The 26579-nt window shown below is 67.3% G+C and carries 28 protein-coding genes and 1 riboswitch; of the genes, 15 read left to right on the top strand and 13 right to left on the bottom strand.

What is annotated here, in order from left to right:
• Positions 1-50: 50 nt before the first annotated feature.
• Both KK7_RS20400 and KK7_RS0108675 read left to right on the top strand, forming a co-directional pair.
• Positions 51-926, top strand: a complete 876-nt coding sequence (locus tag KK7_RS20400) for a LysR family transcriptional regulator (RefSeq protein WP_010544252.1) — start codon at positions 51-53, stop codon at positions 924-926.
• Positions 927-1022: 96 nt separating this feature from the next.
• Positions 1023-2423, top strand: a complete 1401-nt coding sequence (locus KK7_RS0108675) for a M20/M25/M40 family metallo-hydrolase (protein WP_010544253.1) — start codon at positions 1023-1025, stop codon at positions 2421-2423.
• A gap of 38 nt (positions 2424-2461) precedes the next feature.
• On the opposite strand, the gene KK7_RS0108680 is transcribed toward KK7_RS0108675, so the two are convergent.
• Positions 2462-2848 carry a JAB domain-containing protein gene (locus KK7_RS0108680; RefSeq protein WP_237709170.1) on the bottom strand — a complete coding sequence of 129 codons (387 nt, stop codon included), beginning with the start codon at positions 2846-2848 and terminating at the stop codon, positions 2462-2464.
• A gap of 122 nt (positions 2849-2970) precedes the next feature.
• Between KK7_RS0108680 and KK7_RS0108685 the strand changes: the two genes are divergently transcribed.
• From KK7_RS0108685 to KK7_RS0108700, 4 genes are all read left to right on the top strand, one after another.
• A complete protein-coding gene (locus KK7_RS0108685; protein WP_010544255.1) occupies positions 2971-3765 on the top strand; it encodes a thymidylate synthase in 795 nt (264 codons plus the stop codon).
• Positions 3762-4238, top strand: a complete 477-nt coding sequence (locus tag KK7_RS0108690) for a dihydrofolate reductase (protein ID WP_010544256.1) — start codon at positions 3762-3764, stop codon at positions 4236-4238. Before KK7_RS0108685 ends, KK7_RS0108690 begins: the two co-directional genes overlap by 4 nt.
• Entirely contained in the window at positions 4235-5404 is a 1170-nt protein-coding gene (locus KK7_RS0108695; RefSeq protein WP_010544257.1) for a dipeptidase, read from the top strand. The genes KK7_RS0108690 and KK7_RS0108695 overlap by 4 nt, the downstream gene beginning before the upstream one ends.
• 175 nt (positions 5405-5579) lie before the next feature.
• Positions 5580-6509: a bifunctional riboflavin kinase/FAD synthetase gene (locus KK7_RS0108700; protein ID WP_010544258.1), complete on the top strand. Its 930-nt coding sequence runs from the start codon at positions 5580-5582 to the stop codon at positions 6507-6509.
• Positions 6510-6574: 65 nt separating this feature from the next.
• Here the strand turns inward: KK7_RS0108700 and KK7_RS0108705 are convergent, their stop codons facing one another.
• Positions 6575-7330: a competence/damage-inducible protein A gene (locus KK7_RS0108705; protein ID WP_010544259.1), complete on the bottom strand. Its 756-nt coding sequence runs from the start codon at positions 7328-7330 to the stop codon at positions 6575-6577.
• 52 nt (positions 7331-7382) lie between these two features.
• Here KK7_RS0108705 and map point away from each other — a divergent pair, with 52 nt between their 5' ends.
• Together map and KK7_RS0108715 are read left to right on the top strand one after the other, a co-directional pair.
• Positions 7383-8207, top strand: coding sequence for a type I methionyl aminopeptidase (map, locus tag KK7_RS0108710; protein ID WP_010544260.1), 825 nt, complete (start codon positions 7383-7385; stop codon positions 8205-8207).
• 104 nt (positions 8208-8311) lie between these two features.
• Positions 8312-8421, top strand: a riboswitch (SAM-I-IV-variant riboswitch).
• Positions 8422-8474: 53 nt separating this feature from the next.
• Positions 8475-9527, top strand: a complete 1053-nt coding sequence (locus tag KK7_RS0108715) for a threonine aldolase family protein (protein WP_010544261.1) — start codon at positions 8475-8477, stop codon at positions 9525-9527.
• 41 nt (positions 9528-9568) lie between these two features.
• Here the strand turns inward: KK7_RS0108715 and KK7_RS0108720 are convergent, their stop codons facing one another.
• The gene (locus tag KK7_RS0108720; RefSeq protein WP_029623111.1) at positions 9569-10384 is read right to left on the bottom strand and encodes a ferredoxin--NADP reductase; all 816 of its coding nucleotides are present in this window, start codon (positions 10382-10384) and stop codon (positions 9569-9571) included.
• A 127-nt stretch (positions 10385-10511) separates the two neighbouring features.
• Entirely contained in the window at positions 10512-10769 is a 258-nt protein-coding gene (locus tag KK7_RS0108725) for a hypothetical protein (RefSeq protein ID WP_010544263.1), read from the bottom strand.
• Positions 10770-10983: 214 nt separating this feature from the next.
• Here KK7_RS0108725 and KK7_RS20405 point away from each other — a divergent pair, with 214 nt between their 5' ends.
• The 4 genes from KK7_RS20405 to KK7_RS0108745 all read left to right on the top strand — a co-directional run bounded on the left by KK7_RS20405 (position 10984) and on the right by KK7_RS0108745 (position 15813).
• A complete protein-coding gene (locus tag KK7_RS20405; RefSeq protein WP_010544264.1) occupies positions 10984-11703 on the top strand; it encodes a methyl-accepting chemotaxis protein in 720 nt (239 codons plus the stop codon).
• Positions 11704-11786: 83 nt separating this feature from the next.
• Positions 11787-12125 carry a P-II family nitrogen regulator gene (locus KK7_RS0108735; RefSeq protein WP_010544265.1) on the top strand — a complete coding sequence of 113 codons (339 nt, stop codon included), beginning with the start codon at positions 11787-11789 and terminating at the stop codon, positions 12123-12125.
• Between the two features lie 93 nt (positions 12126-12218).
• The gene (glnA, locus tag KK7_RS0108740) at positions 12219-13631 is read left to right on the top strand and encodes a type I glutamate--ammonia ligase (protein ID WP_010544266.1); all 1413 of its coding nucleotides are present in this window, start codon (positions 12219-12221) and stop codon (positions 13629-13631) included.
• Positions 13632-13785: 154 nt separating this feature from the next.
• Entirely contained in the window at positions 13786-15813 is a 2028-nt protein-coding gene (locus tag KK7_RS0108745) for a M13 family metallopeptidase (RefSeq protein WP_010544267.1), read from the top strand.
• Positions 15814-15820: 7 nt separating this feature from the next.
• On the opposite strand, the gene KK7_RS0108750 is transcribed toward KK7_RS0108745, so the two are convergent.
• Complete coding sequence (locus tag KK7_RS0108750; protein WP_010544268.1) at positions 15821-16441, bottom strand: class I SAM-dependent methyltransferase; 621 nt, start codon at positions 16439-16441, stop codon at positions 15821-15823.
• Positions 16438-17055, bottom strand: a complete 618-nt coding sequence (locus KK7_RS0108755) for a S24 family peptidase (RefSeq protein WP_010544269.1) — start codon at positions 17053-17055, stop codon at positions 16438-16440. Before KK7_RS0108755 ends, KK7_RS0108750 begins: the two co-directional genes overlap by 4 nt.
• 89 nt (positions 17056-17144) lie before the next feature.
• Here KK7_RS0108755 and KK7_RS20410 point away from each other — a divergent pair, with 89 nt between their 5' ends.
• Positions 17145-17375: a hypothetical protein gene (locus tag KK7_RS20410; RefSeq protein ID WP_010544270.1), complete on the top strand. Its 231-nt coding sequence runs from the start codon at positions 17145-17147 to the stop codon at positions 17373-17375.
• Between the two features lie 95 nt (positions 17376-17470).
• A complete protein-coding gene (locus tag KK7_RS22865) occupies positions 17471-17644 on the top strand; it encodes a hypothetical protein (RefSeq protein WP_157999996.1) in 174 nt (57 codons plus the stop codon).
• A gap of 7 nt (positions 17645-17651) precedes the next feature.
• Here KK7_RS22865 and KK7_RS21520 read toward each other — a convergent pair whose 3' ends face one another.
• The 6 genes from KK7_RS21520 to KK7_RS0108795 all read right to left on the bottom strand — a co-directional run bounded on the left by KK7_RS21520 (position 17652) and on the right by KK7_RS0108795 (position 22149).
• Positions 17652-18323, bottom strand: a complete 672-nt coding sequence (locus KK7_RS21520; protein WP_010544271.1) for a hypothetical protein — start codon at positions 18321-18323, stop codon at positions 17652-17654.
• A gap of 34 nt (positions 18324-18357) precedes the next feature.
• On the bottom strand, positions 18358-19560 hold the full coding sequence (locus KK7_RS0108775; protein WP_029623115.1) for a TIGR04063 family PEP-CTERM/XrtA system glycosyltransferase: 1203 nt from the start codon (positions 19558-19560) through the stop codon (positions 18358-18360).
• A 95-nt stretch (positions 19561-19655) separates the two neighbouring features.
• Positions 19656-20672, bottom strand: coding sequence for a site-specific integrase (locus KK7_RS0108780; RefSeq protein ID WP_010544273.1), 1017 nt, complete (start codon positions 20670-20672; stop codon positions 19656-19658).
• Positions 20659-20901, bottom strand: a complete 243-nt coding sequence (locus KK7_RS20425; protein WP_010544274.1) for a hypothetical protein — start codon at positions 20899-20901, stop codon at positions 20659-20661. Before KK7_RS20425 ends, KK7_RS0108780 begins: the two co-directional genes overlap by 14 nt.
• Positions 20901-21419, bottom strand: a complete 519-nt coding sequence (locus KK7_RS0108790; RefSeq protein ID WP_010544275.1) for a hypothetical protein — start codon at positions 21417-21419, stop codon at positions 20901-20903. Before KK7_RS0108790 ends, KK7_RS20425 begins: the two co-directional genes overlap by 1 nt.
• Positions 21420-21486: 67 nt before the next feature.
• Positions 21487-22149 (bottom strand): hypothetical protein, encoded by a 663-nt coding sequence (locus KK7_RS0108795; protein ID WP_010544276.1) that lies wholly within the window; start codon positions 22147-22149, stop codon positions 21487-21489.
• Positions 22150-22432: 283 nt separating this feature from the next.
• Here KK7_RS0108795 and KK7_RS0108800 point away from each other — a divergent pair, with 283 nt between their 5' ends.
• Positions 22433-22624 (top strand): hypothetical protein, encoded by a 192-nt coding sequence (locus tag KK7_RS0108800; RefSeq protein ID WP_010544277.1) that lies wholly within the window; start codon positions 22433-22435, stop codon positions 22622-22624.
• Positions 22625-22719: 95 nt separating this feature from the next.
• Here the strand turns inward: KK7_RS0108800 and KK7_RS0108805 are convergent, their stop codons facing one another.
• Positions 22720-26460: a hypothetical protein gene (locus KK7_RS0108805; RefSeq protein WP_029623118.1), complete on the bottom strand. Its 3741-nt coding sequence runs from the start codon at positions 26458-26460 to the stop codon at positions 22720-22722.
• Positions 26461-26579: the final 119 nt, after the last annotated feature.

Below are 26579 nucleotides of genomic sequence, written 5' to 3' on the forward strand. Positions count from 1 at the left end.
ACCCGCGGTAGAAGGAAAGAATTCACAGCACCTTTTCCTTCAGGTTACCAATGTTCGACCCGGACTATGACCTGTTCCTGGACATCCTCGACGCCCGTTCGATCTCGGCGGCGGCGCGGCGGCGGGGGATGTCGACGCCGGCGCTTTCGAAGCGGCTGGCACGGCTGGAGCAGCGGCTGGGGGCGAGACTGCTTCAGCGGACCACCCGCCGGCTGATGCTGACCCCGGCAGGACAGGAACTGCTCGACACGCTGGCACCGATGCGGAGCGTGCTCGCCGCGGCGGAGAGCCGGATCGCGGGGCGCCACAGTCTGGTCCGGGGGCCGCTGCGCGTGACCGCGCCGACCTCGTTCGGCCGGATGCACGTCGTGCCCACCCTGCCCGCCTTCCTCGCGGCCCATGCCGAGGTGTCGCTGGCGATCGACCTGTCGGACGAGTTCGTCGACCTGCTTGACGGCCGGCACGATCTGGCGATCCGTATCTCCGGGGAGATCGGCCCCGGGCTGGTCGGCCATCGGCTGGGGACCAGCCGGCGGCTACTGTGTGCTGCCCCCACCTATCTCGACGTTGCGGGGGAGCCGCAGACGCTCGCCGATCTGGCCCGGCACCGGCTGCTCGCCACCGACCGGCAGCTCCCCTGGCAGCTGCAGGGTCCGGAAGGCCCGGTCGTCCAAACCGGACAGAGCTTCGTGCGCACCAATTCCAGCGAAGTGGTGCGCGAACTCGCCATTGGCGGCTGCGGCATCGCGCTGCGCTCGCTTTGGGATGTCGCCCAGGTGCTGGCGCAGGGCGCGCTGCGGCGGGTGCTGCCCGACTATACCGGATCCGAGGAGGTCGGCGTGTTCGCCGTCCACGCGCCCGATCCGCCTGCCCGGGTGCGCGCCTTCGTCTCCCATCTGCAGGCGACGGTTGCGCAGCGGCTTTGACCGGAGCGTCGGCGCGCGAGCTGCGCGGCTTTCCCGTGCGATTGACGCCGCCCGCCCGGCCTTTAGCGTGGCCGCTCGATCTTTCCGGGGAATTGCATGCGCTTCCGTCTTCTCGCCACTGCCGCTGTGTTCGCAGCCGCCGCGTTCTCTCCTGCCGCCATGGCACAGGGCCATCCCGAGGCCGAGGCGCAGGCGCTGGACCTGCTGAAGCGCGGCATCGCCTTCCGTACCGTCGCCGGGCCCGGCAACCAGACCCCGGCCTATGCCGCCTATCTGAAGCAAGTGCTGGTCGCAGGCGGCTTCGCCGAGGGCGATGTCGAGATCGTGCCGATGGACGACACCGCCTACCTCGTCGCCCGCTATCGCGGCACCGGCACGGCGAAGGGGGGCGCCAAGCCGCTGCTGATCTCCGGTCATATGGACGTGGTGGAGGCCAAGCCCGCCGACTGGACGCGCGATCCGTTCACCGCGGTTGTCGAGAACGGCTATGTCTATGGCCGCGGCGCCACCGACATGAAGTACGACCTGTCGACCATGGTCGCGACGCTGATCGACCTCAAGCGCACCGGCTTCAAGCCCGGCCGCGATATCGTCCTGCTCCTCTCCGGCGACGAGGAGACGATGATGCGCACCGGCGCCGCCCAGGCCGAGCGCTTCGCCGATGCCGAGTTGCTGCTCAACATCGATGGCGGCGGCGGGCGGCTGGACGAAGCGGGCAAGCCGGTGCTGTACGGTATCGACGGCGCCGAGAAGACCTATGCCGATTACGAACTGACCGTCACCAATCCCGGCGGCCATTCCTCCGCCCCGCGCAAGGACAATGCGATCTACACGCTCGCCCATGCGCTGGCGAAGATCGAGGCGCACGTCTTTCCGGGCCAGGTCAATGAGATCACCCGGGCCAGCTGGACCGCCGCCGCTGCCCGCGCGGAGCCTGCACGCGCCGCGATGATCCGCCGCTTTCTCGCCGACCAGACCGATGCCGAGGCGCTCGCCGCCCTGCGCGCCGAGCCCGGCCTGGTCGGCCAGACCGGCACCACCTGCGTCGCGACGATGATCTCCGGCGGGCACGCGACCAACGCTCTGCCCCAGCGCGCCACCGCCAACGTCAACTGCCGCATCTTCCCCGGCACCCCGGTGGAGGACGTGCGCAAGACGCTGGAGCAGGCGGCCGGCGAGCCGGCGGTGCAGGTCCGCACGCTGGACAGCGGCAGCATCGCCAGTCCCGCCTCGCCGCTCCGCCCCGACGTGATGAAAGCCGTGACCGACGCCGTCCACGCCCGCTTTCCCGGCGTGACGGTGGTGCCCGCAATGACCTCGGGCGCGAGCGATTCGATGTGGTTCCGTGCCAAGGGAGTGCCCAGCTATGCGGTGAGCCCCAAGTTCATGAAGGACAGCGACGATTTCTCGCACGGCCTCAACGAGCGCACCCCGGTGAGCGAGATCGCCCCGTCGATCACCTATTATCGCAGCCTGTTGACCGCACTAGCGCGGTAACCGCGGGACGGCGGCGACGCGCATCGCCTCGGCGACCGCTACAGCCAGCCCAGGGCGCGGAAGCTCACGGCTCCGCCGCGCGCGAGGATGAGGTGGTCGACCAGCCGCACGTCCACCGGCTCCAGCGCGTGGAGCAGGCGGCGGGTGGTGGCGCGGTCGGCGCGGCTGGGCCGGGGGTCGCCGCTCGGGTGATTGTGCGCCATGACCATGCCCGCGGCATCGAAGGCCAGCGCATCGGCGACGATCTGCCGCACGGGCACATCGATCGCATCGGCGCACACGCTGTGCACGTGGCGCATGCCGAGCAGCCGGCCGTCGCCGGCGAGATAGGCGAAGCCCGCCGTTTCGGTCCATGCCTCCGCCATCTGCGCGAACAGGGCCCGGGCGGCGGCGAAATCGCAGATGCGTGGCAGGGGATCCGTCATCAGCATGGCGCCAGAGTGCCATCGCAGCGTTCCGGCTCGAAGCACGACTCTATCCGATCCGGAGGTTCATTCCGGAGCGAAGCCGGGTGACTCGGCTCCCCCGCCCCGCTAGGTTCGCTGCCATGCGTCAATATCTTGATCTGATGGCCCGCGCGCTGAACGACGGCGTCGAGGTAATGGACCGCACCGGCACCGGCACGCGCAGCGTGTTCGGCGCGCAGATGCGCTTCGACCTGCGCGCAGGCTTCCCGCTGCTCACCACCAAGAAGCTGCACCTCCGCTCGATCCTGATCGAGCTGCTCTGGTTCCTGCGCGGCGACACCAATGTCCGCTGGCTCCAAGAGCGCAAGGTCAGCATCTGGGACGAATGGGCCGACGAGAACGGCGATCTCGGCCCCGTCTACGGCAAGCAGTGGCGCGACTGGGAGACGGCGGACGGCCGGCATATCGACCAGATCGCCGAGCTGATCGAAACGCTCAAGACCAACCCCGCCTCGCGCCGCATGGTCGTCTCCGCCTGGAACCCGGGCGAACTCGGCGCGATGGCGCTGGCGCCGTGCCACTGCCTGTTCCAGTGCCATGTCGCGGGTGGCCGGCTGAGCCTGCAGCTCTACCAGCGCTCGGCCGATATCTTCCTCGGCGTGCCGTTCAACATCGCCAGCTATGCGCTGCTCACCCATCTGCTCGCCGAGCAGGCCGGGCTGGAGGTGGGCGACTTCATCTGGACCGGCGGCGACTGCCACCTCTATCTCAACCATCTGGAGCAGGCGCAGGAACAGCTGTCCCGCACGCCCGGCCCGCTGCCCCGGCTGGAGATCCTGCGCAAGGCGCCGTCGATCGACGCCTACGAGTACGAGGATTTCGCAATCCACGATTATGTCGCCCAGCCGCATATCAAGGCGCCCGTCTCGGTATGATCAGCTTCCACCTCGCCCGCGCCGACAACGGCGTGATCGGCCGTGACGGGCAGCTGCCCTGGCGGCTGCCGGCCGATCTCAAGCGGTTCAAGGCGCAGACGATGGGCCGCCCGATGATCATGGGCCGCAAGACCTTCGAGTCCTTCCCCGCCCCCCTGCTCGGCCGCCGCCACATCGTGCTGACCCGCGACACCGCTTGGTCCGCCTCGGGCGCCGAAATCGCGCACAGCGTCGAGGAAGCCCTGGCACTGGCCGGCGAGGATGCCGCGGTGATCGGCGGGGCCGAGATCTTCGCACTGTTCCTCGATCGTGCCACCCGCATCGAGCTGACCGAGGTGCATCTCGATGCCGAAGGCGACGCCAGCGTGCCCGCTTTCGATCCGGCCCGCTGGCGCGAGACGGCCCGCGAGGCGTACCCTGCCGAGGGTGAACGCCCGGCCTATGCCTTCGTGACACTCGAGCGCCGGGGGTGAGGCGTCCGATCCTGATCGGGCTGGGCGTGGTGCTTCTCCTCGCCGCGATCGGCTTTTTCGGGATCGCGCCGGGTCTGGTGGAAGCGGGGATGAACCGCGTCGTCCCCGCGCCGCTCCCCCAGGTCACCCCGGCGACGCGCGTGCTGCACGCCAGTCTCCAGATCGCCGACATGCATGCGGATACGCTGCTGTGGCGCCGCAGCCTGCTCGATCGCTCGGCGCGCGGGCAGGTCGACCTGCCGCGACTGGAGGCCGGCAACGTCGCGCTGCAGATCTTCTCCTCGGTCACCAAGACCCCGCGCCACCGGAATTACGATGCGAACGGCGCCGACAGCGACAACATCACCCTGCTCGCCATCGCCCAGGCGCAGCCGCCCCGCACCTGGGGCTCGCTGCTCCAGCGCTCGCTCTGGCATGCCGAGAAGCTGGCGCGAGCAGCCGCCGGGTCGGGCGACCGCCTGCGGGTAATCCGCACCCCGGACGAGCTCGACCGGCTGCTCGCCGATCGCATGGGCGGCCGAAAGGTGGTCGGCGGCATGCTCTCCATCGAGGGGCTGCAGGGCCTGGAGGGCGATCTCGCCAATCTCGATCGGCTCCACGCAGCGGGATTTCGCATGGCGGGTTTCGCGCATTTCTTCGACAATGATGCCGCCGGATCGATGCACGGGCTCGCCAAGGGCGGCCTCACGCCCTTTGGCCGGCAGGTGCTGCGGCGGATGGAGGCACTGGGCATGGTGGCAGACGTGGCCCATGCCAGCCACCGCGCGGTCGCCGACATTCTTGCCGTGGCCCGCCGGCCCGTCGTCGCCAGCCATAGCGGGGTGCAGGCGACGTGCAAGGTCAACCGCAACCTTACCGACGACGAGATCCGCGGCATCGCCCGGACCGGCGGCGTGATCGGCATCGGCTATTGGGACGGGGCGATCTGCTCGACGAGTCCTGCCGCCACCGCTGCGGCGATCGCGCATGTCCGCGATCTGGTCGGCATCGACCATGTCGGGCTCGGCTCCGACTTCGACGGCGCGGTGACGACCGGCTTCGATGCCTCGCAACTGGTGGTGGTGACGCAAGCGCTGGTCGATCGCGGTTTCTCCGAGGCGGACATCGCCAAGGTGATGGGCGGCAATGTGCTGCGCGTGCTGCGAGCGGGGTTGGAGCAGGGGTAAAACCTAAGCCCGTCCCCATCAGGGGACGGGTTGAGGTGGGGCTGCGTCTCACCGAGACCAACGGACGTTCTGGAACCCCTCCACCCCCAAACCCCTCCTCCAAGGAGGAGGGGCTAAGCCCGTTTCCGCCCTCCTCCCCATTGGCATCGCCCCGCCCAGTCCTTATAGCCGCCCCATGCAGCGGCTGGACGGCGGCTCGGCGGTTCCGCTTCCCCTCCGGGGCGCGATCGTCGCGCTCGGGAATTTCGATGGCTTCCATCTTGGGCACCAGGCGGTGGTCGGCCGTGCGGTGGCACGCGCCCGTGACGAAGGGCGCCCGGCGATCGTCGCCACCTTCGATCCGCACCCGCGTCGCTTCTTCCAGCCCGACGCCCCGCCCTTCCGGCTGACCACGCTCGACCAACGCGAGCGGCTGTTCGGCCAGGCCGGCGCGGTGGCGATGCTGGTCTTTCATTTCGATGCCACCCTCGCCCGGCTGACCGCGCGCCAGTTCGCCGAACAGCTGACCGACACGATCGGCGCAGCGGGCGTGGTAACCGGCGAGGACTTCACCTTCGGCAAGGGCCGCGAGGGGGATGTCGCGACGCTCGCGGCGCTCGGCACCGAACTCAGCTTCACCGCGGAGACCGTGTCGCCGGTGGCGCTGGACGGCGGCACCGTCTCCTCCAGCCGGATCCGCGCGGCGCTGAAGGCGGGCGATCCGGGCACCGCGACCGCCCTGCTTACCCGCCCCTTCGCGATCGCGGCCGAAGTGGAAGGCGGCGCCAAGCTCGGCCGCCAGCTCGGCTATCCGACGGCGAACATGCGGCTCGGCACCTATCTGCGGCCGGCCTATGGCATCTACGCGGTGCGCGGCCGCCTGCCCGACGGGCGGGTGCTCGATGGGGTCGCCAATCTCGGCATCCGCCCCAGCTTCGATCCGCCGGTGGAACTGCTGGAGAGCTTCTTCTTCGACTTCAGCGGCGACCTGTACGGCCAGCGGCTGGAGGTCGAGCTGATCGCCTATCTTCGCCCCGAGGCCAAGTTCGACAGCCTCGACGCGCTGATCGTGCAGATGGATCAGGATGCGGCGCGGGCGCGGGAGATTCTGGCCGGTCGCGTATAGCCCCGCTTCGTTGAAGGCGGGCTTTGGCGGTGTGGGGATTGCAGAGTGCCGGTTGAGGCGGCCCTTCAGATCCCCCCGTCTACAGCCTCGAATCCACGGGCTTCCAGCCCCTCGGCCAGCACCGCCACGCAGCGATCGACCAGCGCGGGATCGGTCGCGCGGACGACGAAGTTCGCACCCACCCGCCCCTCGCGGAAGAAGGGGTAGCTGCCGATCGACACGCCGTCCTGGGCCCTTTCGGTATCGCCGAGCAGGTCGGCGACTTCGCTCTCTGCCACCCAGCAGCCGATCGTGCGCGAGATCACGGGCAGGCCGCCCTCCAGCGTGCCGGTCAGCGCATCGAGCATGCCCGCCGCGATGTGGGGCACGCCCGCCAGGATGAAGATGTTGCCCCAGCGGATGCCCGGCGCGCCGGACATGCGGTTGACGATCAGGTCCGCCCCTTCGGGCACCCGCGCCATCCGCAGCCGCGCCTCGGTCAGCCCGCCCTTGCTGGCATAATAGGCGTCCAGCGCCGCACGGGCCGCTGGGTGGACGATTACCGGCACCGCGAGCGCCGCGGCGATCGCATCAACGGTGATGTCGTCATGCGTGGGGCCGATGCCGCCGGTGGTGAACAGATAGTCGTTGCGGGCCCGCAGCGCGTTCACCGCCTCGACGATCGCGTCCTGCTTGTCCGGCACTACCCGCACCTCGGCCAGGCGGATGCCCTGCGCGTTCAGCCAGGTGGCAACCTGCGCGATATTCTTGTCCTGGGTTCGGCCCGACAGGATTTCGTCGCCGATCACCACCAGGGCCGCTGTCCAGATCCGCTCTTGCATTCCGTAGCGCTACGCTCTCGCAAAGCGGGGTGCAAATGCCTATATGGCCGGGATGACCGAATATGTGAACGTCACCGCGGACATGCCGCAGGCGCGCAGCCATGCGATCAAGCTCCATGGCCCGGAAGGATTCGAGGGCATGCGCAAGGCCGGCCGCCTCGCCGCCGAGATCCTCGATGCACTGGTGCCGCATGTCGTGCCCGGCGTGACGACGCAGGAGCTGGACGACATCGTCCGCCAGATGACGATCGCCGGCGGCGGCGTGCCCGCGACGCTCGGCTATCGCGGCTACACCCATAGCTGCTGCATCTCGATCAACCATGTCGTCTGCCACGGCATTCCGGGCGATCGCCCACTCAAGGACGGCGACATCGTCAACATCGACGTGACCCCGCTGCTCGGCGGCTGGCACGGGGATACCAGCCGCATGTATCTGGTTGGCGACGTGCCGATCAAGGCGCGGCGCCTGGTCGACGTGACCTATGAATGCCTGATGCTCGGCATCGAGCAGGCCAAGCCCGGCAACCATCTCGGCGACATCAGCAACGCCATCCAGCGCCATGCCGAGAAGCATCGCTACGGCGTGGTGCGCGATTTCTGCGGGCACGGCCTTGGCCAGGTGTTCCACGACGCGCCCGAGGTGGTGCATGTCGGCCGGCCCGGTACCGGCCCGGAGCTGCGTCCGGGCATGTTCTTCACGATCGAGCCGATGATCAACATCGGCAGGCCGGACGTGAAGCTGCTCGACGACGGCTGGACGGCGGTGACGCGCGACCGCTCGCTCTCGGCGCAGTTCGAACATTCGATCGGCATCACCGAGACCGGCTGCGAGATCTTCACGACCAGTCCGAAGGGCCTGCACCAGCCGCCCTATTGAGCGACCCGTGCGCGTGAGACCCTAAACTACCTGAGTCTCTCGCCGTCGAGCGGGAGGGCGTCCGCAACAATCTTGCGCCCTCCCGCAACTTCCGCTAGTACACCAACCAGCATCAAGAGTCGGGCCGACGCCCGGCACCAACCTGCCCCGTGCAAGGTGGTGCCTCCATCGAAATGGAGGGATGTGGCCGAACCCGGCAACACGGTGTCCACGCCACATGTCCGATCGTCTCCCGCCTTTTGCGCAACAGCAAGAAGGCAGTAGAGCGTGACCACCGAAGCCCAGCAATTCGCCAGCGACAACTATGCCGGAATCTGCCCCGATGCATGGGCAGCAATGGAGGCCGCCAATCACGGCCACGCCCCTGCCTATGGGGACGACCATTGGACCAACAGCGCCGCAAACGCGTTCCGCACACTGTTCGAAACCGACTGCGAGGTGTTCTTCGCTTTCAACGGCACCGCGGCCAACTCGCTGGCGCTGGCGGCGCTCTGCCAGTCCTATCACAGCGTGATCTGCTCGGCGGCGGCGCATGTCGAGACCGACGAATGCGGCGCGCCGGAATTCTTTTCCAACGGCTCGAAGCTGCTCGTCGCCCAGAGCGAGGACGGCAAGCTGACGCCGGCGGCGGTCCGCGCCGTCGCCACCAGCCGTTCCGACATTCACTTTCCCAAGCCGCGGGTGGTGACGATCACCCAGCCGACCGAGACCGGCCAGGTCTACACCGTCGAAGAGGTCCAGGCGCTGTCGTCGACTTGCCGTGAGCTGGGCCTGAAGCTGCATATGGACGGCGCCCGCTTCGCCCATGCGGTGGCAACGCTCGGCTGCGATCCTGCCGACATCACCTGGCGCGCCGGCGTCGACGTGCTCTGCTTCGGCGGCACCAAGAACGGCATGGCGGTGGGCGAAGCCGTGCTGTTCTTCGATCGCGCGCTGGCGCAGGATTTCGATTACCGGTGCAAGCAGGCCGGGCAGTTGGCTTCGAAGATGCGCTTCCTGGCGGCGCCCTGGGTGGGAATGCTGGAGAACGGTGCCTGGCTGCGCAACGCCGCCCATGCCAATGCCTGTGCGCAGCGGCTGGCCGGACAGATCGAGGGACTGCCGGGTATCGAACTGATGTTCCCGGTGGAGGCGAACGGCGTCTTCGTCCGTGCCCCCGACGCGGTGCTCGAAGGGCTGCGCGCCCGCGGCTGGCGCTTCTACACCTTCATCGGCGGCGGCGCGCGGTTCATGTTCGCCTGGGATGCCGATCCGGCACGGGTCGACCAGCTGGCAGCGGATATCCGCGCGGTGAGCGCGACGACGGCGCTCGCCGCCTGAGGCATCGCTCCCCCGGAGCACCGCTCCGGGGGAGCACAGGGTCAGCCGACGAAGGCGCGCTCGATCACGAAGTCGCCGGGCGCGTTGTTCGAGCCTTCCTTGAAGCCCTTGGCTTCCAGCAGCGCGGCGAAGTCGCGGATCATGTCCATCGATCCGCACAGCATCACCCGGTCGGTCTCCGGGTTGAGCGCCGCCTCGCCGGGGACGCCCTCGAACAGCTTGCCGTTCTCGATCAGCGCGCCGATCCGCTCGCTGGTGTGGAACGGCTCGCGGGTCACGGTCGGCACGTAATGGAACTGCGCCGCCGCCTGCTCGCCGATCAGCGGATCCTCGGCCAGCTTGCCCGCCAGTTCGTCATGATAGGCAAGGTCGCTCACCCGGCGCACGCTGTGCACGGTGACAACCTGTTCGAACCGCTCATAGATGTCCGGATCGCGCGCGACGCTGAGGAACGGCGCGAGACCGGTGCCGGTGGAGAGCAGGAACAGCCGCTTGCCCGGCAGCAGCGCATCGGCGACCAGCGTGCCGGTCGGCTTCTTGCCGAGATAGATGTCGTCGCCGGCCACGATCTTCTGCAGCTTCGAGGTCAGTGGCCCGTCCTGCACCTTGATCGAGAGGAATTCGAGCTCCTCCGCCCAGGACGGGCTGGCGACCGAATAGGCGCGCATCAGCGGCTTGTCGTTCTCGCCCTGCAGGCCGATCATCACGAACTCGCCCGAGCGGAAGCGGAAGCTGGCCGGCCGCTCGATCGCGAAGCTGAACAGATGCTCGTTCCAGTGCCGCACCCACAGCACCTTGGCGGTGGCGAAGGCGGGATGCTCGGGGAGCAGCGCGGGCGCGCGCGTATCGACGGTCATGAAAAGCGGGTCCTCGTTCGTAACGGTCTGACCCTCTGCCGGCCGCATGGGGCGAGGGTCTGCAAACATGAAGGCGGCCCTCTGCCACCAGAAGGCCGCGACGTCCAGAAAGTAGCGCTAGGGCAGCCTAAACCCTGTCCTCGAAGGGGACGCCGGTTTCCCAGTGCCGCAGCAGCGCAGCCGCACCGTCCGAATCGAGGATAGCGCCCGCAGTTTCGATCCAGCAGCAGGCCCGCCGCTCGGGCGGTTCGACGGCGGCCAGCGCATGGGCCAGCAGCACCAGCGATCCCCGCGCGATCACCTGAACCTCCCCCGCCGCGTCGCCCTCCGCGGCGGATATCCGCTGCCGCAATTCGGCAGGCGCGTCCATCGTCGGCGACTGCATCGGTGCCTTCCCCTGCTGCGCGGGCGCGGCGGACCGACGCCGCTCACCCGAACAACATCTGGCATCATGGTTGCGAAGATTTGATGGTCATGTGTCGTAAACCTGTCATCAAACACTAAGCGCGCGTTTACCGTTTCACGATACCGACGGCGCCAATGCTCAACCCGCCCGCGCCCGCCGCATCGAGGCGGCGAGCGAACGGATCGAGGGCCAGGTGAGCGCGCTGACGACGGAGCTGCGCCGTCTCGCCGCATCGCTGCGCAGCGGTGCCGATGCCACCGCCGATCGCGCCGCCGCCAACAGCGCGGCGGCGACCGCCCTCGCCGCCGCCATCGCCCAGACCCACGGCAATCTCGCGACAATTGCTGCCGAGTCCGACGCGCTCGCCGCGACGCCGGACGCGATCCGCCGCGATACCGCGACAGCGCGCACCTGCGCTGCCGAAGCGGTGCGGCTGGTGGAAGACAATCGCGCGCGCACCGCCGAGCTCGACGCCTTCGCCCAAACCGTCGGCACCGTCACCGGCGTGATCGGCGATATCGCGGGCCAGGTGAACCTGCTCGCGCTCAACGCCTCGATCGAGGCCGCCCGCGCGGGTGCGGCCGGTCGCGGCTTCACCGTCGTGGCGCAGGAAGTGAAGGCCCTCGCCGGCCAGGTAGGCCGCGCGGCCAAGAGCGTGGGCGCGCAAGTGGGCGGGGTGCGCCAGGAAATCGAACAGCTCGGCGAGGCCGCCACGGCCGCATCGCGCAATGCCGTCGCTATCGCCGACCTCGCGACCGGGCTTCTCCGCGGCGCGGAAGCACTGTCGAACGGCGTCGACTGCTTCCTCGCGGAGGTCCGTGCCGCCCGATCTGCCGCAGGATTGGGCAGGTGCTGCCCAAAGTTCAGGCAAACGGAAGCGGCGAAATCCATTCGGCGCGTGCCCCCACGCTGACCCTTCCCGTTCTGGCATACAGGTTGCTAAACACCCTGGACTCACACCGATCGCGGCTCGACACCCGCTGCCTGGGGGAAAACGTGAAAAAGATCGAAGCCATCATCAAGCCGTTCAAGCTCGATGAAGTGAAGGAAGCGCTGCACGAGGTGGGCGTTTCCGGGATTACCGTCACCGAAGCCAAGGGCTTCGGCCGCCAGAAGGGCCATACCGAGCTCTACCGCGGCGCCGAATATGTCGTCGACTTCCTGCCCAAGGTGAAGCTCGAGGTCGTCGTGGAAGACACGCTGGCCGAGCGCGTGGTGGAGGCGATCGCCGCCGCCGCGCAGACGGGGCGGATCGGCGACGGCAAGATCTTCGTGATTCCGGTGGAAACGGCGCTGCGCATCCGCACCGGGGAGCGGAACGAAAACGCCGTTTGACGAAGGCCATCGCGGACGCGATGACGCGCCTGCGAAGGAAATTTTATTGCCCGATTCGTCGGGCAGACGAAAGAGAGCGAAAGGGCACCTACGATGGCGAATTCGGCCAGTGACATCCTGAAGATGGTGAAGGACCAGGAGATCGAGTGGATCGACCTGCGCTTCACCGACCCCAAGGGCAAGTGGCAGCACCTGACCATGGTCGCCTCGATCCTCGGTGAGGACGAGCTGACCGACGGCCTGATGTTCGACGGTTCGTCGATCGAGGGCTGGAAGGCGATCAACGAGTCCGACATGATCCTGAAGCCGGATCTGGACGCGGTGTGGGTCGATCCGTTCTCGGCCACGCCGATGCTGATCCTGGTGTGCGACATCGTCGAGCCCTCGACCGGCGAGCTCTATGCCCGCGATCCGCGCTCGACCGCGAAGCGCGCCGAGGCGTATCTGAAGACCACCGGCATCGGCGACACCATCTATGTCGGCCCCGAAGCCGAGTTCTTCATGTTCGACGACGTGCGGTTCGAGAACAGCTACTCGACCAGCTACTACAAGATCGACGACATCGAGCTGCCGGGCAATTCGGGCCGCGAATATGAAGCCGGCAACCTCGGCCACCGTCCGCGCGCCAAGGGCGGCTATTTCCCGGTCGCGCCGGTCGACAGCGCCGTCGACATCCGCGGCGAGATGGTCTCGACCATGCTGGAGATGGGCCTGCCCTGCGACAAGCACCACCACGAGGTCGCCGCCGCGCAGCACGAGCTGGGCCTGACCTTCGGCACGCTGGTGACCACCGCCGACCGCATGCAGATCTACAAGTATGTCGTGCACCAGGTAGCGCAAGCCTATGGCAAGACCGCGACCTTCATGCCGAAGCCGATCAAGGAAGATAACGGCTCGGGCATGCACACCCACATGTCGATCTGGGAAAAGGGCCAGCCGCTCTTCGCCGGCAACGGCTATGCGGGCCTTTCCGAGACCTGCCTCTATTTCATCGGCGGCGTGATCAAGCACGCCAAGGCGCTCAATGCCTTCACCAACCCGTCGACCAACAGCTACAAGCGCCTGGTCCCGGGCTATGAGGCACCGGTGCTGCTCGCCTATTCGAGCCGCAACCGCTCGGCCTCGTGCCGCATCCCGTACGGCACGGGCAGCAAGGCGAAGCGCGTCGAGTTCCGCTTCCCGGACGCGCTGGCCAACCCGTATCTCTGCTATTCGGCGCTGCTGATGGCGGGCCTGGACGGCATCCAGAACAAGATCCACCCGGGCGACCCGATGGACAAGAACCTGTACGACCTGCCCCCGGCCGAGCTGGCCGAAGTGCCGACCGTGTGCGGTTCGCTCCGCGAGGCGCTGGACAGCCTGGAAGCCGATTTCGACTTCCTGCTGAAGGGCGACGTGTTCTCGAAGGACCAGATCGAGGCCTATATCGAGATCAAGCGCGCCGACGTGGCCCGGTGGGAAATGACCCCGAGCCCGGTCGAATACGACATGTACTATTCGAGCTGATCCCTCGCGGATCGGCTGAAGAAAGGGCGTCCGGAGCGATCCGGGCGCCCTTTTCATTTGGGCGATCCCACCAAGAGGGTCGCCAGACAGCCGATTGAGCCGCGATGCACACCGTGCTAGCCCGCTACATCACCCAGTAAGGACTTCTGCCTCCATGCGTATCGTGCGTCTCGCAGCCCTGCTGCTCGGCACTTCCCTGCTCGCCTCCCCCGCCCTCGCCCAGACCGGCGCGCAGCCCAAGTTCGCGCCCTGGGGCGTGGACCTGACCACGATGGACCGCAGCGTGAAGCCGGGGAACGACTTCTACGCCTATGCTCTCGGCAGCTGGCTGCGCGACGCACCCTTCCCGCCCGACAAAGCGCGCATCGGCTACAATTACGACCTGCCCGACCAGACCGAACTCGAGGTCCGGGAACTGATCGAAGGCGCCGGCAGCGCACCGGACGATCCCGTGCTGCGCCAGGTATCGACCTTCTACCGCGCCTATATGGACGAGGCCGGCATCGAGGCGCGCGGCACCGCACCGCTCAAGCCCTATCTCGCCCGCATCGACGCCGTGCAGGACCGCCGCGCGCTCGAACTGCTGATGGCCGACCATGGCTATGCCAGCCCGATCGGCATCGGCATCTCGGCCGACGAGAAGGACCCGACCCGCTACACCGTGATGGCCGGCCAGGCGGGGCTGGGCCTGCCCAGCCGCGACTATTACCTGCTGCCGGGCGCGAAGTACGAGACGATCCGCAAGGCATACCGCGCCTATATCGTGAAGATCCAGCAGCTGGCCGGCATCGCCGACGCAGAGGCCAAGGCCGACGCGATCCTCGCGCTGGAAACCAGCCTCGCCAAGGACCAGTGGACGCCCGAGGCGCGCCGCGATCCCCAGAAGACCTACAACCCGATGAACCGCGCGCAGCTCGCCAAACTTGCGCCCGAATTCGACTGGAACGCCGTGCTCGCCCATCAGGGCCTGGGCAAGATGCCGACCGTCGTGGTGCGCGAGACGACCGCCGTCACCGCCGCCGCCAAGCGGCTGGGCGACGTGCCGCTCGCCACCTGGAAGGACTGGCTGCGCTTCCGCTTCGTCAGCGACCATGCAAGCCTGCTGCCCAAGGCGTTCGACGCGGCCCGCTTCGACTTTTACAGCCGCACCCTGCAGGACGTGCAGCAGCAGTCCGAACGCTGGAAGCGCGGCGTGCGGATGGTCAACGGTGCGCTCGGCGAGGCGATCGGGAAGGTCTATGCGGAGCGCCACTGGGGCAAGGATGCCGAGGCGCTGTCCAAGGAACTGGTCGAGGATCTGCGTGCCGCCTATGCGGACAAGATCAACGGCGCGGCCTGGATGGACGAGCCCACCCGCAAGGAGGCGCTGAAGAAACTCGCGGCGTTCGAGCCCCGGATCGGCCATCCGGACAAATATATCGATTACGCCGCAATGCCGGTCAGCGCCACCGATCCGCTGGCCAACGACCTCGCCTCGGACGCGTTCGAGTGGCAGCTGGAGCTGTCGCGGCTCGGCAAGCCGGTCGATCGTTCTCTCTGGGCGATGACGCCGCAGACGGTGAACGCCTATTACGATCCGGTGATGAACCAGGTGACCTTCCCGGCCGCCCAGCTCTCCCCGCCCTTCTTCGATCCCGCGGCCGATCCGGCGGTGAACTATGGCGAGACCGGCGCCACCATCGGCCACGAAATGGGCCATGGCTTCGACGACGAAGGCCGCCAGTTCGACGCCAGCGGCAAGCTCCGCGACTGGTGGACGCCGCAATCGGCCGCCCGCTACACCGCCCATGCGCAGGAACTGGTGAAGCAGTTCGATGCCTATGAGCCGATCCCCGGCACCCACATCAAGGGCCAGCTGACGCTCGGCGAAAATCTCGCAGACCTGGGCGGACTGGAAGTCGCCTATGCCGCCTATCGCCGCTATGTCGCCCGCCACGGCGAGCCCAAGGTGCTGGACGGGCTGACCGGCGACCAGCGCTTCTTCCTCGCCTATGCCGCCAGCTGGCAGGGCAAGGCGCGTGAGGGCGCACTGCGCGCGCAGCTGCTGTCGGATCCTCACAGCCCCGAACAGTATCGCGTCAACGGGATCGTGCGGAACATGGACGCCTGGTACAAGGCGTTCGACGTGAAGCCCGGCGACGCGCTGTATCTCGCGCCGCAAGCGCGGGTGCACGTCTGGTAAGCACGCCTCAGCCGGGGCGGTAGGCGAACACCCCGGCGCGCTTCGGCGCGCCGGCCTCGGCAACCTCGTACGCCGCACGCAGCACGAGTCGTTCCACCGGCAAAGGCGCGCGCCACGGATCGCCGACCAGCACCGTCACGCCGGCGGCAACACAGCGGTCCAGGAAGGCCGTCACCCGTGTGGCGACATAGGGGTCGTAGAACAGGTCGCCCACCAGCAGCAGGTCGACGGCGGGTGCTGCGCCTTGTGTCATGTCGCCGGTGATGTCCGCGATCGCAACGCGGTTCAGCGCGGCATTGAGGGCAATCGCGACGCACGCGTTGGGGTCGATTTCGGACGCGGTCACCTGCGCGGCCCCGGCTCGCGCGGCGGCGATGCCGACCAACCCGGACCCCGCGCCAAGATCGAGCACGCGCCGGCCCCCTACTTGCTCGGGATGATCGAGCAGGTACCGGGCCAGTGCGAGCCCGCCCGCCCACCAATAGGCCCAGTAGGGCGCCGCCTCGCCTAGCCGGCCGATGCCGCTCGCAGACCCTGCCTTGTGCAGCTTCAGCGCAGGGATGCCGGGCACCGCGGTTACCGGCAGATGCGCACGGATGAAGTCGGCGACCGCCGCCGCCTTCGTCACAGCACCCGCCCCAGCCACGCTACCCGCCCGACCAGCTGGAAGCTGCCTGCTCGCGCGAACCGCACCGGATGCGACGGATTATCGCTGACCAGCTCCACGCCGCCCAGCGCGGTGCGCACCCGCTTGACCAGCAACGCTCCCTCCACGCGAAGCACGAAGATGCCACGGGCATCGATCCGGCAACGGTCGCGGTCCACCAGGATTTCGTCGCCGTCGCTCAACGTCGGCTCCATCGAATCGCCCGCCACCCGAACCATGGAGGCTGCCTCCGGTCGCACGCCGAGCTGGCGCAGCAGCGCCGGAGGGAAGGCGAAGGGCGCACGCTGCGTCTCGTCCTCGGCCCAGCCGCCCGGCCCCGCCGAAGCCCCGAGATCGATCCGCGGCACCGCCACCAGTCCGGCCGCCGGTCGCCCACCGAGCAGCGATTCGTCGACACCCAGATAGGCCGCCAGTCGGGCGCGCTCCTGCTCGGGCAGCATGCGCGGCGAGCCCCGCATCAGATATTGCTGGAGATAGGCCGGATTGCGCCCGAGGATGCGCGACAGCGGCGCCAGCCGAAGCCCCCGCTCCGCCACCAGCTTCGCAAAATTCGCCCTGTGCACATCGGCTTCCATATCCTCTTTCCTACACTTAGGATTTTTCCTACGCAAGACGAAGATGAGAACATATCGTGATCATCTGAGTCGACAGGAGGAGGGCATGGATGTCCTTGCATGGGGAAATCGAGACGTTTCTGGCGCAGACGCGGATGGCCGCGACACGCTTCGGCAGGCTGGCGGCGGGCGACCCGCGGCTGGTCAGCGATCTTCGGAGCGGGCGCGTGCCGGGGCCGGCGCTGGCGGCACGGCTGCGCGCCTTCCTGGCCGCCCCGCCGGACTGGACGCCCGGACGGCCCGGCGGCGCGGGATCGGCCCCAGGCTCGAACGGGCACTGATCGCATCGGCGGCGGCGCATGACGTTCCGCTCACGATCGTCGCGGCGACCTTTCAGCCCTGGGCGAGCGCCACCTTCGTCGGCGCGCGACACGCATTGAACCTTGTCGCGGACGCATCGGACGCGCTTGATGCATGGCTGGGGGCTCTGGCAGAACTGGAGTTGCCGATAGCCGGGCACCTCGTCGCGGATATCGAGCTTGGCAGCGCCACGCGCGAGGGCGCGCTGGTGCGGGTCGCCGTCGCGGTGCTGACCGTCGAGGAATGCTGAGCGGCGCTCAGGCCTGGCGAACGAGGTTGCGCAAGGTCGCGAGGGCGTCGTCCAGGCCGCGATCGGGCCGGGTGCGCGTGCGCGCCTGAACCGCCTGGTTGCGGCGGACGACGCCGCGCTCCAGCCGTTCCAGCAGCGCGTGGACCGTCGCGTCCGTCTCCGGGCGAACAAGCCGCTCGGCCGTGTCCCGCGCGCTGCCGGCACGCTCCCGCCGCGGTACCGGCGGGGGCAGCGGGACGGACGGGATTGCCTGGGGATCGAAGGCGGCGAGCGGCTGATCGAGATCCACGGGCAATGCACGCTCCGTAACCTCGCTAGCGGGTGCGGTCGCCGGCGGAGCGTCGACATCGAAGGCGACACCGAGCGGCGGCTGTGACCGGGCATCGGGGAGCGCATTGGCGCGGCGGATCATCGGCAGTCGCGCATCCTCACCGGCCGGATGCGGTATCGGCATGGCTTCGCGCCTGGCCAGCATCAGCATCGCTGCGAAGGCGCCCGCGCCACCGCCGACGGCACCGGTTGCAAGCGCAATCAGCGGACGTCCGCCCAGCGCCAGTTGTGACGGGATCCAGCCGTCGGTCGACAGGCTGTGAAGCAGCGAAGCCGGTGCGGCCGCAGCCGAACAGGCGAAGATGCCGCCGAGACATACGGCGGCCAGGGGTACGAGCGGCAGCTTCATGCATTCACCCGATACGTGTGCGACCACGTGGCTATCATGCCATCTTTATGGCAAGGTTTTCATACAAACTGGCATATACTGCAACATTTACAGACCAGTTGCGCTCGGCCTCGATATACGCGCGGGCCGCTTTTCTGCGCACATCCCATTGATTGCGGGCCAGAAAAAAATTTTCAAGAGCCTTTGCGAGCGCGACCGGGTCATCGGCCGGAAACAAGGTGCCGGTGTTTCCGTCGGCAATGAGCTCGCGGTGCCCGCCGACATCCGATGCCGCGACGAGCCGCTGCTGCGCCATCGCCTCCAGCGGCTTGAGCGGCGTGACCAGATCGGTGAGCCGCATTTTCTTGCGCGGGTATACCAGCACGTCGATCAGGCTGTAGTAGCGCTCGACCGCATCGTGCGGCACGCGCCCGAGAAAGTGGATGCGGTCTGCGGCCGGCGATGCCGCCGCCTGGGCGCGCAATGCCGGCTCGGCAGGACCGCCGCCGACCAGCAGCAGCTGCATCGCCGGCCGCGCCGCGACCAGCGCGGGCATCGCCGCGATCAGCACGTCCAGCCCTTCATAGTCGTAGAAGCTGCCGATGAAGCCGATCGTCTCGGCACCCGCCAGGCCCAGGTCGGCGGCGAGCGCCGCGTCATGGGGTAGGGGCGCACCGAACATCGCCATGTCGACGCCGTTGGGAGAGACGGCGATCTTGGCGGGATCGATACCGCGGGCGATCAGGTCGCCGCGCAAGCCTTCGCAGATCACCGCCACCGCATCGGCCTTGCGCACCGCATGCGTCTCCAGCGCCTTGGTGACGCGGTAGCGCAGACTGCCCTCCCGCCCGGTGCCGTTGCCGACCGCGGCATCTTCCCAGAAGGCGCGGATTTCGTAGAGGAGCGGCACCCCCGTCCAGCGCCGTACCCGTAGCCCGGCCAGCGCGCAGAGCACCGGGGAATGGGCGTGGAGCACGTCCGGCTGGAATCGCTTCACCACCTGGTGCATGCGCCGTGCAAAGGCATCGATCTCGCGCCATTCGCTCAGGCCCGGCAGCGCCGGCCTGGTCGGCAGCGTTCGAAAGAAGCGGAGGCCGTCAATCTCCTCCTCGCCCGCCGGCGCGGGACCGTGCCGCGGGCCGGTGACCGCCGCCACCTCCCAGCCGCGCGCCAGCTCCGCCTTCAGGATCGCGCGGGTGCGGAACGCATAGCCGCTGTGGAGCGGCAGGCCATGATCCAGAAGGTGCAGGACTCGCATGAGAAGCTGCATGCCACGGCGCGCTTAACGGCACGTCAACTGAAACCCACGATTTCCTGCGGCACACGGGCCGAGTTTTCCAATAGTTTTCCCGTTCACCTTTTCCCCCCCTCCAGTTTCAGGATGGCGGCATCCGCCAGCCGGCGGGTGGAGCGACGCTTCGCGTAGTGCTCGACCATCTGGAGAGATTGGCCGGTGACGGCCGAGGTTTCCGCGACGCTGCAGCCCGCTTCCAGGAGCGCGTTGACGGCGTTCTTCCGCAGCCCGTGGGGAACAACCTTATGCCCCTGCGCCTCCGCGAAACGCTGCAGGCGAGCCCGCAACGCGTTGACGCTCAGCGGCCGGCCGCGCGGATCGGCAAGGATGGTGATGGATCGCCGCGCCGTCCGCTCCAGCTCGGCGGCCAGATCGCGGTGCACGCGGATCTCCAGCTCCTTGCCGGTCTTCTGCTGGCGAACGATGACCAGGCCATCGCGGATGTCGCTCCACCGAAGGGCGCAGACATCCCCGATCCGCTGGGCAGTGTAGTAGAGCAGCGCCACCGGAAGGCGGATGGCAGCGTCCGCGCTCGCAAGCGCGGCGGATAGCAGATCCTCCGGCCACGGCGCGTGATCGGTCGAGGCGAACAGCTCCACGCCACTGCACGGATCGTTCGTGACATGCTCCCGCCCCCTGCCCCAGCCGTACAGCGCGCGCGCCGTCCGGATCATGCCGTTCGCGGCGCCGGGGCGGTCGCCCATCTTGTCCCGCAGCATCAGCAAGTCTCGACGCTCGACCTGCTGCGCCGGCGCCGTGTTCAGCTCGTCGGCGATGCGGCGGAGATAGATGCCGTAGGTGTTCTGTGTGGAGTGGGCGAGCTGGCGGAACTCCGGGCTTCGCTGGAACAAGTCCACCAGCTTCGGGACCGTCAGCTCGGCCGCGACATTTTCCCGCCTGGTGCGGCCGGCCAGCAACGCCGCATAGGTGGCACCGAACGCGGGGTCGCCCAGCGGCGGCAGTCGCTTGTAAATCTTCCGACCGGAAGGGTTGAGCGCGCCAGTATCGAAGTAGGCGTAGCGCTTGCCCTTGGCGGTGACAATCTTGACGTAGAGGAGGCTGCTACCTTTGCGCATACAGTTTGCTCTCGCTCCTCCAATCAGGAAGCGCCGAGCCGGAGAGCCTTTCCAGCGCTTCGTCCAGCGCGCGCCGATTCCACCGCTCCCCGTTGCCGAGCCGAACGGGGAGCGGCAGGCGGCCCGCCACCACCTCGCCTTCGAACTCGGCGGCCGACATGTCACAGTACCGCGCGGCAGTCGCGCGGAGCATCATCGCAGGCCAGTCGGGAGCGGTGGAGCGTGCCATTATGCCGCGAACGCTCCACCCTGGAGCTTTGCTTGCACGTCCCGAAACACGGTCGTCGCGTCGATCGCGACGAAGCCTTTGGGCATCAAGTCGGGGTGCTCGCCAGGCTGAGAACCTCGAACCACCTCCCCAGCGAAGCGCTTTTGGAAATCGCTGAATCTCTCAGCAAAATGACCCCTTGCGACGCCGTAGAAGATCGCGCCGAATACGAACCGATCTTCATTAGGTTCAAGCGCGCCCTCAATGACCGCATGCGCGAGCGGCCCGAAGTTGTTGTCTACGAGCGAGTTCGCCATCTCGGCGGTCAGCCCCAGATTCGTGGTCGCGTACTCAACGCAGGCCATTGCGACAACGTGCTCAAGCCCGAACCGACTGCGGCCGTTCTCATAGTCTGCCCGCCCCCCGTCACCAGGTACGGCCTCGTACATGAACCGGTACAGGTCACGACGACGGGCGGAATCGAAACGGGGCTTGGCGATCTCATTGATCTGCAGCACCTGCTTAAGATTGAACTTCATAAATGCTCCTGCCAACGCATCCTTGGAGGATGTGCATTAACGCATCCTCCAAGGATGCGCAATGCCATTAGTTGGCGAGCAACCGTTCGGCATCCGCCATAACCGCGTCGGCGAACTCCGAGCACCACGACGTGGTGCAGCCGCTCTCTTGCCGTGCGGACGGTCCGAGCAGATGCCCAATCTTCCATAGCAGCGCGGCATGATGGGGGGCCGGCATCGACATCAGCTGATCTTCCAGCTCTGCCCAAGCGTCCTCCAGCTCGCCAAACTGCTTTTGGACGACATGAAAGCCGGTACCCTCTTTCGCGGATTGCCACGCCCGCCAGCGCTCGGCCAAGGCCGCTGCGCCTTCCCTGATCGGTGAGGCCACATGATGCTGATAGGCATCGAGAGCCCACGGATAGAGGTGGTAGCGCGCCACCTCCCCGCTCGTCGCCTGAACCTCGAAGTACATGGGAGGGCGAGGCGCCTGCCGGTTCAGCTGCTCCTCGATCGGATCGAACACCTCCGCCTTGAACGTTTCGGAACGCGCCCTCGCCGCTTCCATACGAAGGCGCACGCGATCCCATTCGGTGAGCGGCTGGGCGGAGTGGGCGTGCGCCCTCGCGGGCACGGCCAATGCGGCGCCGGCGATCATCGCGCCGATAACGGTCCGGCGGGTAGCGGAAAGCTCTTCGGAAAATCCAGATGCGCGCGAGGGCGCGCCCGTGATAGGGGCGGCATCAGCCATGATCGTCTCCACGAAAGACGTTGTGGTTAGAGCCGGGCGGAAGTTGGCGCTTCCGTTCGGCTCAATCGCCTGTTATCAAAAACCACATGGCACGGTCAACAACTGATAACAAAAACCTTGGCGGACGGCCTCGGACGGGGATCGGCACGCTGATCGGCGTTCGCCTTCAACCGGATCAGTTGAACGCTCTCGACGCCTGGATCGACCAGCAAAATCCTAAGCCTACCCGGCCGGAGGCCATCCGGACCATCCTCGCCGCCCACCTGAAATAGTACCACGAGGCGTGAGCCGCCCCGCCCGCTTCACGCAAAGCGATGTAGCGCGCGCACTAAAGGGCGCGAAGGCGGCCGGCTATACGCACGTTCGGATTCGCATCGACGTGGCCGGCAATATCGAGATCATGGCGAGCGATTGCCCGGCCGCATCCGAGCGCGATCGGCAGAACCCGTTAGATCGCCTGTTGCGGCCGGCCTAGGCGGTTCGTTGCGTCCAGACTGTCCGTACCCGTCTTGGGAAAGCACCCGTGTTACAAGGGTGCTCTGCAATCGCGCGACACGCGCCGGCCGCGTTTCAGGCCACGAAGTTCCGCCCTTCGGCCATGTAGCCCGACAGCCCGCCTCCCGCGCCCATACGGGCTAGAAGCTCGTTGGTCTTCGCCATCTGCTGCGAGAGCTGGTCGAGCAGATCGTTGGCCGTCTCGGTGTTCTTCGCGGTGGCGGCAGTACTGGTCGCCGTTGCCGAGGCGAAGGGGCTTTCCACGGCGGCGGTGACCGGCACGGCGTTGTCGATCGCGCTGATCGCCTTGTTCGTCGTGCCCTGCACCAGGTCGAGGAAGTCGAAGAATTCCTTGGTCGAGCCGTAGATCTGGCGTTCGATGTCGATCGCGGTGTTCGCCGCCGCCTGATAGGCAGACTGGTCGATCGACTGTCCGGCGGCGATCTGATCGAGGAACGGCTGCAGCTTGGCCATCGCCGCCGCTTCCTGGTCGCGAAGCGAATAGGGCGAATTGCTGCCGAGCTTCAGCCCGGAGAGAAAATCCTTCAACGTCGCGCTGGCGCTCGAGGTGCTGTTCTTCGCCTGCTCGAGCTGCAGGTTATACAGCTGCTGCGCCTGCGCCATCTGCTCCGCCGACGCGCCGCCCTCCTTCAGTGCATCGACCGTCTTCTTCCACTTCCGGTTCAGCTCATCCACCTGCGCGCCGACCGGATCGAGCATGGCCTTCAGGTCCTTGGGAATGGCCTCGATCAGCACCGCCTTGCCGATGGCGGTTTCCAGATCCTTGCCCGCTGCCAGGATTCGCTGCGACGCATCGCTGATGCCCTTGATCGCGCCGTCCTGCAGGGCGTTGGCGATCGCCGCGCGCACCGCGCCCTCGGGATCGTTGTCGAACTTCAACACTCCGTCGTTCGTGCCGTACTTGCCGCCGACGCTGGTGCCGCCCGAAGGATCGACCCGGTAGCTGTCCTTGTACTTGTTGATCGACACGGCGAAGCTGCCGACATCGGCGCCGAGCGCATCGGCGATCTGTCGGATACCCGTCTGCACGTTGGTGGCCAGGCCGCCCAGGTCCGACTGCACCGCCGAATAATTGCCGTTCACCACAGCGGCCTGGTCGACGCTGGTGATCTGGGCCGAACCGCGCTCGGTCTTTTTGAATAGGCCGCTGACGACATCGCCGAGGACGCCGCCGACGATACCGCCCAGCGGGCCGGCGAACCCGCCCAGAGTCTTGCCCAGCGACCCGCCGATTTCCTTGGTGATCGTCTTGCCCAGCTCCTTGCCGCCATATTCGCCAAGGATGCCGCCGATGCCCTCGGCCGTCTTGTCGCCCTTGCCGCCGCCCAGCGCCGTGAAGACCGAGCCACCGATACCGCCGAAGGCCGCGCCTTCCAGGATCGTTGGCAGCTGCTGCTTCAGCCCGCTGGTCAGCTGCTTCGGTAGATCAATGCCGAGGTGGCTCAGGTTCGCCGAGAACTTGTCGACAACGCGCTCCAGAACGGCACTGGAGCGGACGATGCCCAGCGTTTCGCCCACACCGGCCGCCCTCTGCCCGGTGACGACGATGTTGCTTTCATCGGGAACGAAGCCGCCGCCGCCCATGGCGGTGGTGAAGGACGATGCCGCGAGGGCCGTCGCGTTCCGGAACACCGTTGGGTTGGCGCCGCGAATGCGCAGGGTGGCGTCCAGCACCGTGTCCGCGAAGCTGGTGACCGCCGTCGATGCGCCGGTCACGCTAAAGGCCAGCGCGCTCCCGGCGTCCTTCGCCTGATCCTGCAGGATCTCCGCCGGCGTCCGCTTGCCCGTTACCCTGCGGACATATTCCTCGATATCGCGATCGATGCCGCCGAACAGGGCGTTGCTGAGCAGATCGCGCTGGAGCTTCTGCGCCACGCCGACGATGCCGCCGGAATTGCCCTGGATCTTGGCGAACACGCCGTCGACCTGCTCCAGCACGCCGCTCCAGGCATTCTCGTAGATGCCGACAATGCGGCGTTGGTCTTCCAGCAGGCGGTTGATGGCCTGGTGCTGCTGGGCGAGCCGATAGACCGACTGGACCTGTTCGTCGGTGAGCTGCTTGCCCTGATCCTGAAGGCGCAGGATGTTCTGCAGCGCCTCGGCATCCGCGTCGCGGCCGGCCAGCACCAGGTTGCCGACTTCCAGGCTTTCGCGCTGCGCCTTGACGAATTCCCGGAAGGGACGGTCGAGCCCCTCCTGGATATTCTCCTTCGCTTCCTTCGCCAGCCCGATCAGCCGGGCGACCTCCGGCGTCATGACCTTCCGCTTTTCGAGCTGGGCGATCAGATTGTCGAGTCGCAGCGTTTCCACCCGGGCGCGGTCGATCAGCCGCGGCTGCTCGTCCCACTCGGCATTGATCGACGCGATCATCTGCTCGGCCGAGTCGTCGGCGCGCGAGAAATCTGGCTCCTTCTTCGGCTTCTTGGGCTTGGGTGGCTTGACGATTTTCAGACCCGAGGAAAGCTTTCCCGTCTGGATCGCCTCGACAATTTCCTGATTCGCCTGCTTGTCGCTGATCGCCGTTCCGACCGCCAACACTGCAGCCTGCGCATCGAGAAGGTCCCTACCCGCGAGCTTACCGGCCTTGCCCAGCTTCTCGATTCGGCCAAGCGCCGCTTCGAAACCCGCCATCAACTGCTCAGGCTTGGCGCGCGGATCGTTCACTAGATTGATGTAATCCGTGATTACAGCCTTCAGCGGCGCGAGCTTTCCGGCAAGTGCCGTCGCCTGCTGCTGTGCGCCATCCATGTTGGGCGCGCCTGCCGTGACCGATCCGATCGACGCAGCCGAAACGCCGGCATTCTCGACCAGCGTTGGATCGCCGAACGCCTTCAGCGCGGCAGTCGCATCGGCCTGCTTTTTCGTCGCCGTGACGATGTTGGCACGGGCCTGCAGATTGATGGCCTGGATCAGATAGGCGTTCTGCGTCTTCAACTTGCCCGTCGTCAGATCCATGATCTTGCCGAGAAGGGTCTGCGCATTTCCGAAGGTGTCTGCCGCCTCGGCAGCATCGGCTAGGTGTTTAGCCTGTTCCTTTGCAGCATCAGCGCCGTCCAACAGCTTCGCGACGAACGGCACCGCAACCACGGTAGCAATCGTCAGCGCCGTCCCCCAAGGGCCGGTGAGGAAGGCGCCCAGCTTACCGGCGCCACCTTCCAATCCCGCCATCGCGGCAGTCGCCTGCGGGAACTGCTGAACGAAAGCGGTAACCGCCGATTGGCCCGATTGAACCTGCACGGCGAAGTCGACGGCCTGCTGGCCGATATTGGCCATGGCATAGCGGCCCGCATTGGAGGCGCCGGCAAGCCGCTGTTCTTCCTGCGTCAGCACGCGCGTGCCGCTTACGGTCTGAGCAAGCTCCGCCTGCAGTTCCTCATAGGCGGTGATCTTACGCCGGATTGCCGACACTTCTTCCTCGGCGGCACGCTCGGCGACCATGGCGCTGTCGGCGATCTGGCGCTGGCTTTCGGCCACGGCGCCACCGCGCGCCGCCGCTGCGCTCGCGGCGGTCTGAAGCTCACGCATCCCCTGCGCGGCGTTCTCGGCCGCAGCCTCCTGCGCTTTCAGCTGCGCAATTTCACGTGACAGGTCGAGGCCACCACCCTGCGCGCGCGGCATCTGGAGCGCGGTTTGCGCTACGCGCTGGACCTCCGCAAAGGAGCTGACGAACTCCCGGCGAACGCTTCCTGACGCCGTTTTCGCCCGCGCCGCCAGTTCGGCGAACCGCTTCCCGGACTCCGAGGAAAATTGGTCCGCCTGAAGCTGGAGGCGGGCAATGATGTCTGTTGTTCGCATCGTCGAATTCCTCGGCTGCTGGGAGACGACTGGCAATCTCCCCGGCTTGCGGCCTGCCGGTTGCCGTCGCGGTCGGGATGTCACTAGGCCAGGAAACGGCCCCAGGGCGGTCCCTTATC

The sequence above is a fragment of the Sphingomonas elodea ATCC 31461 genome (genome assembly GCF_000226955.1).
GTDB classification, from domain to species: Bacteria; Pseudomonadota; Alphaproteobacteria; order Sphingomonadales; family Sphingomonadaceae; genus Sphingomonas; species Sphingomonas elodea.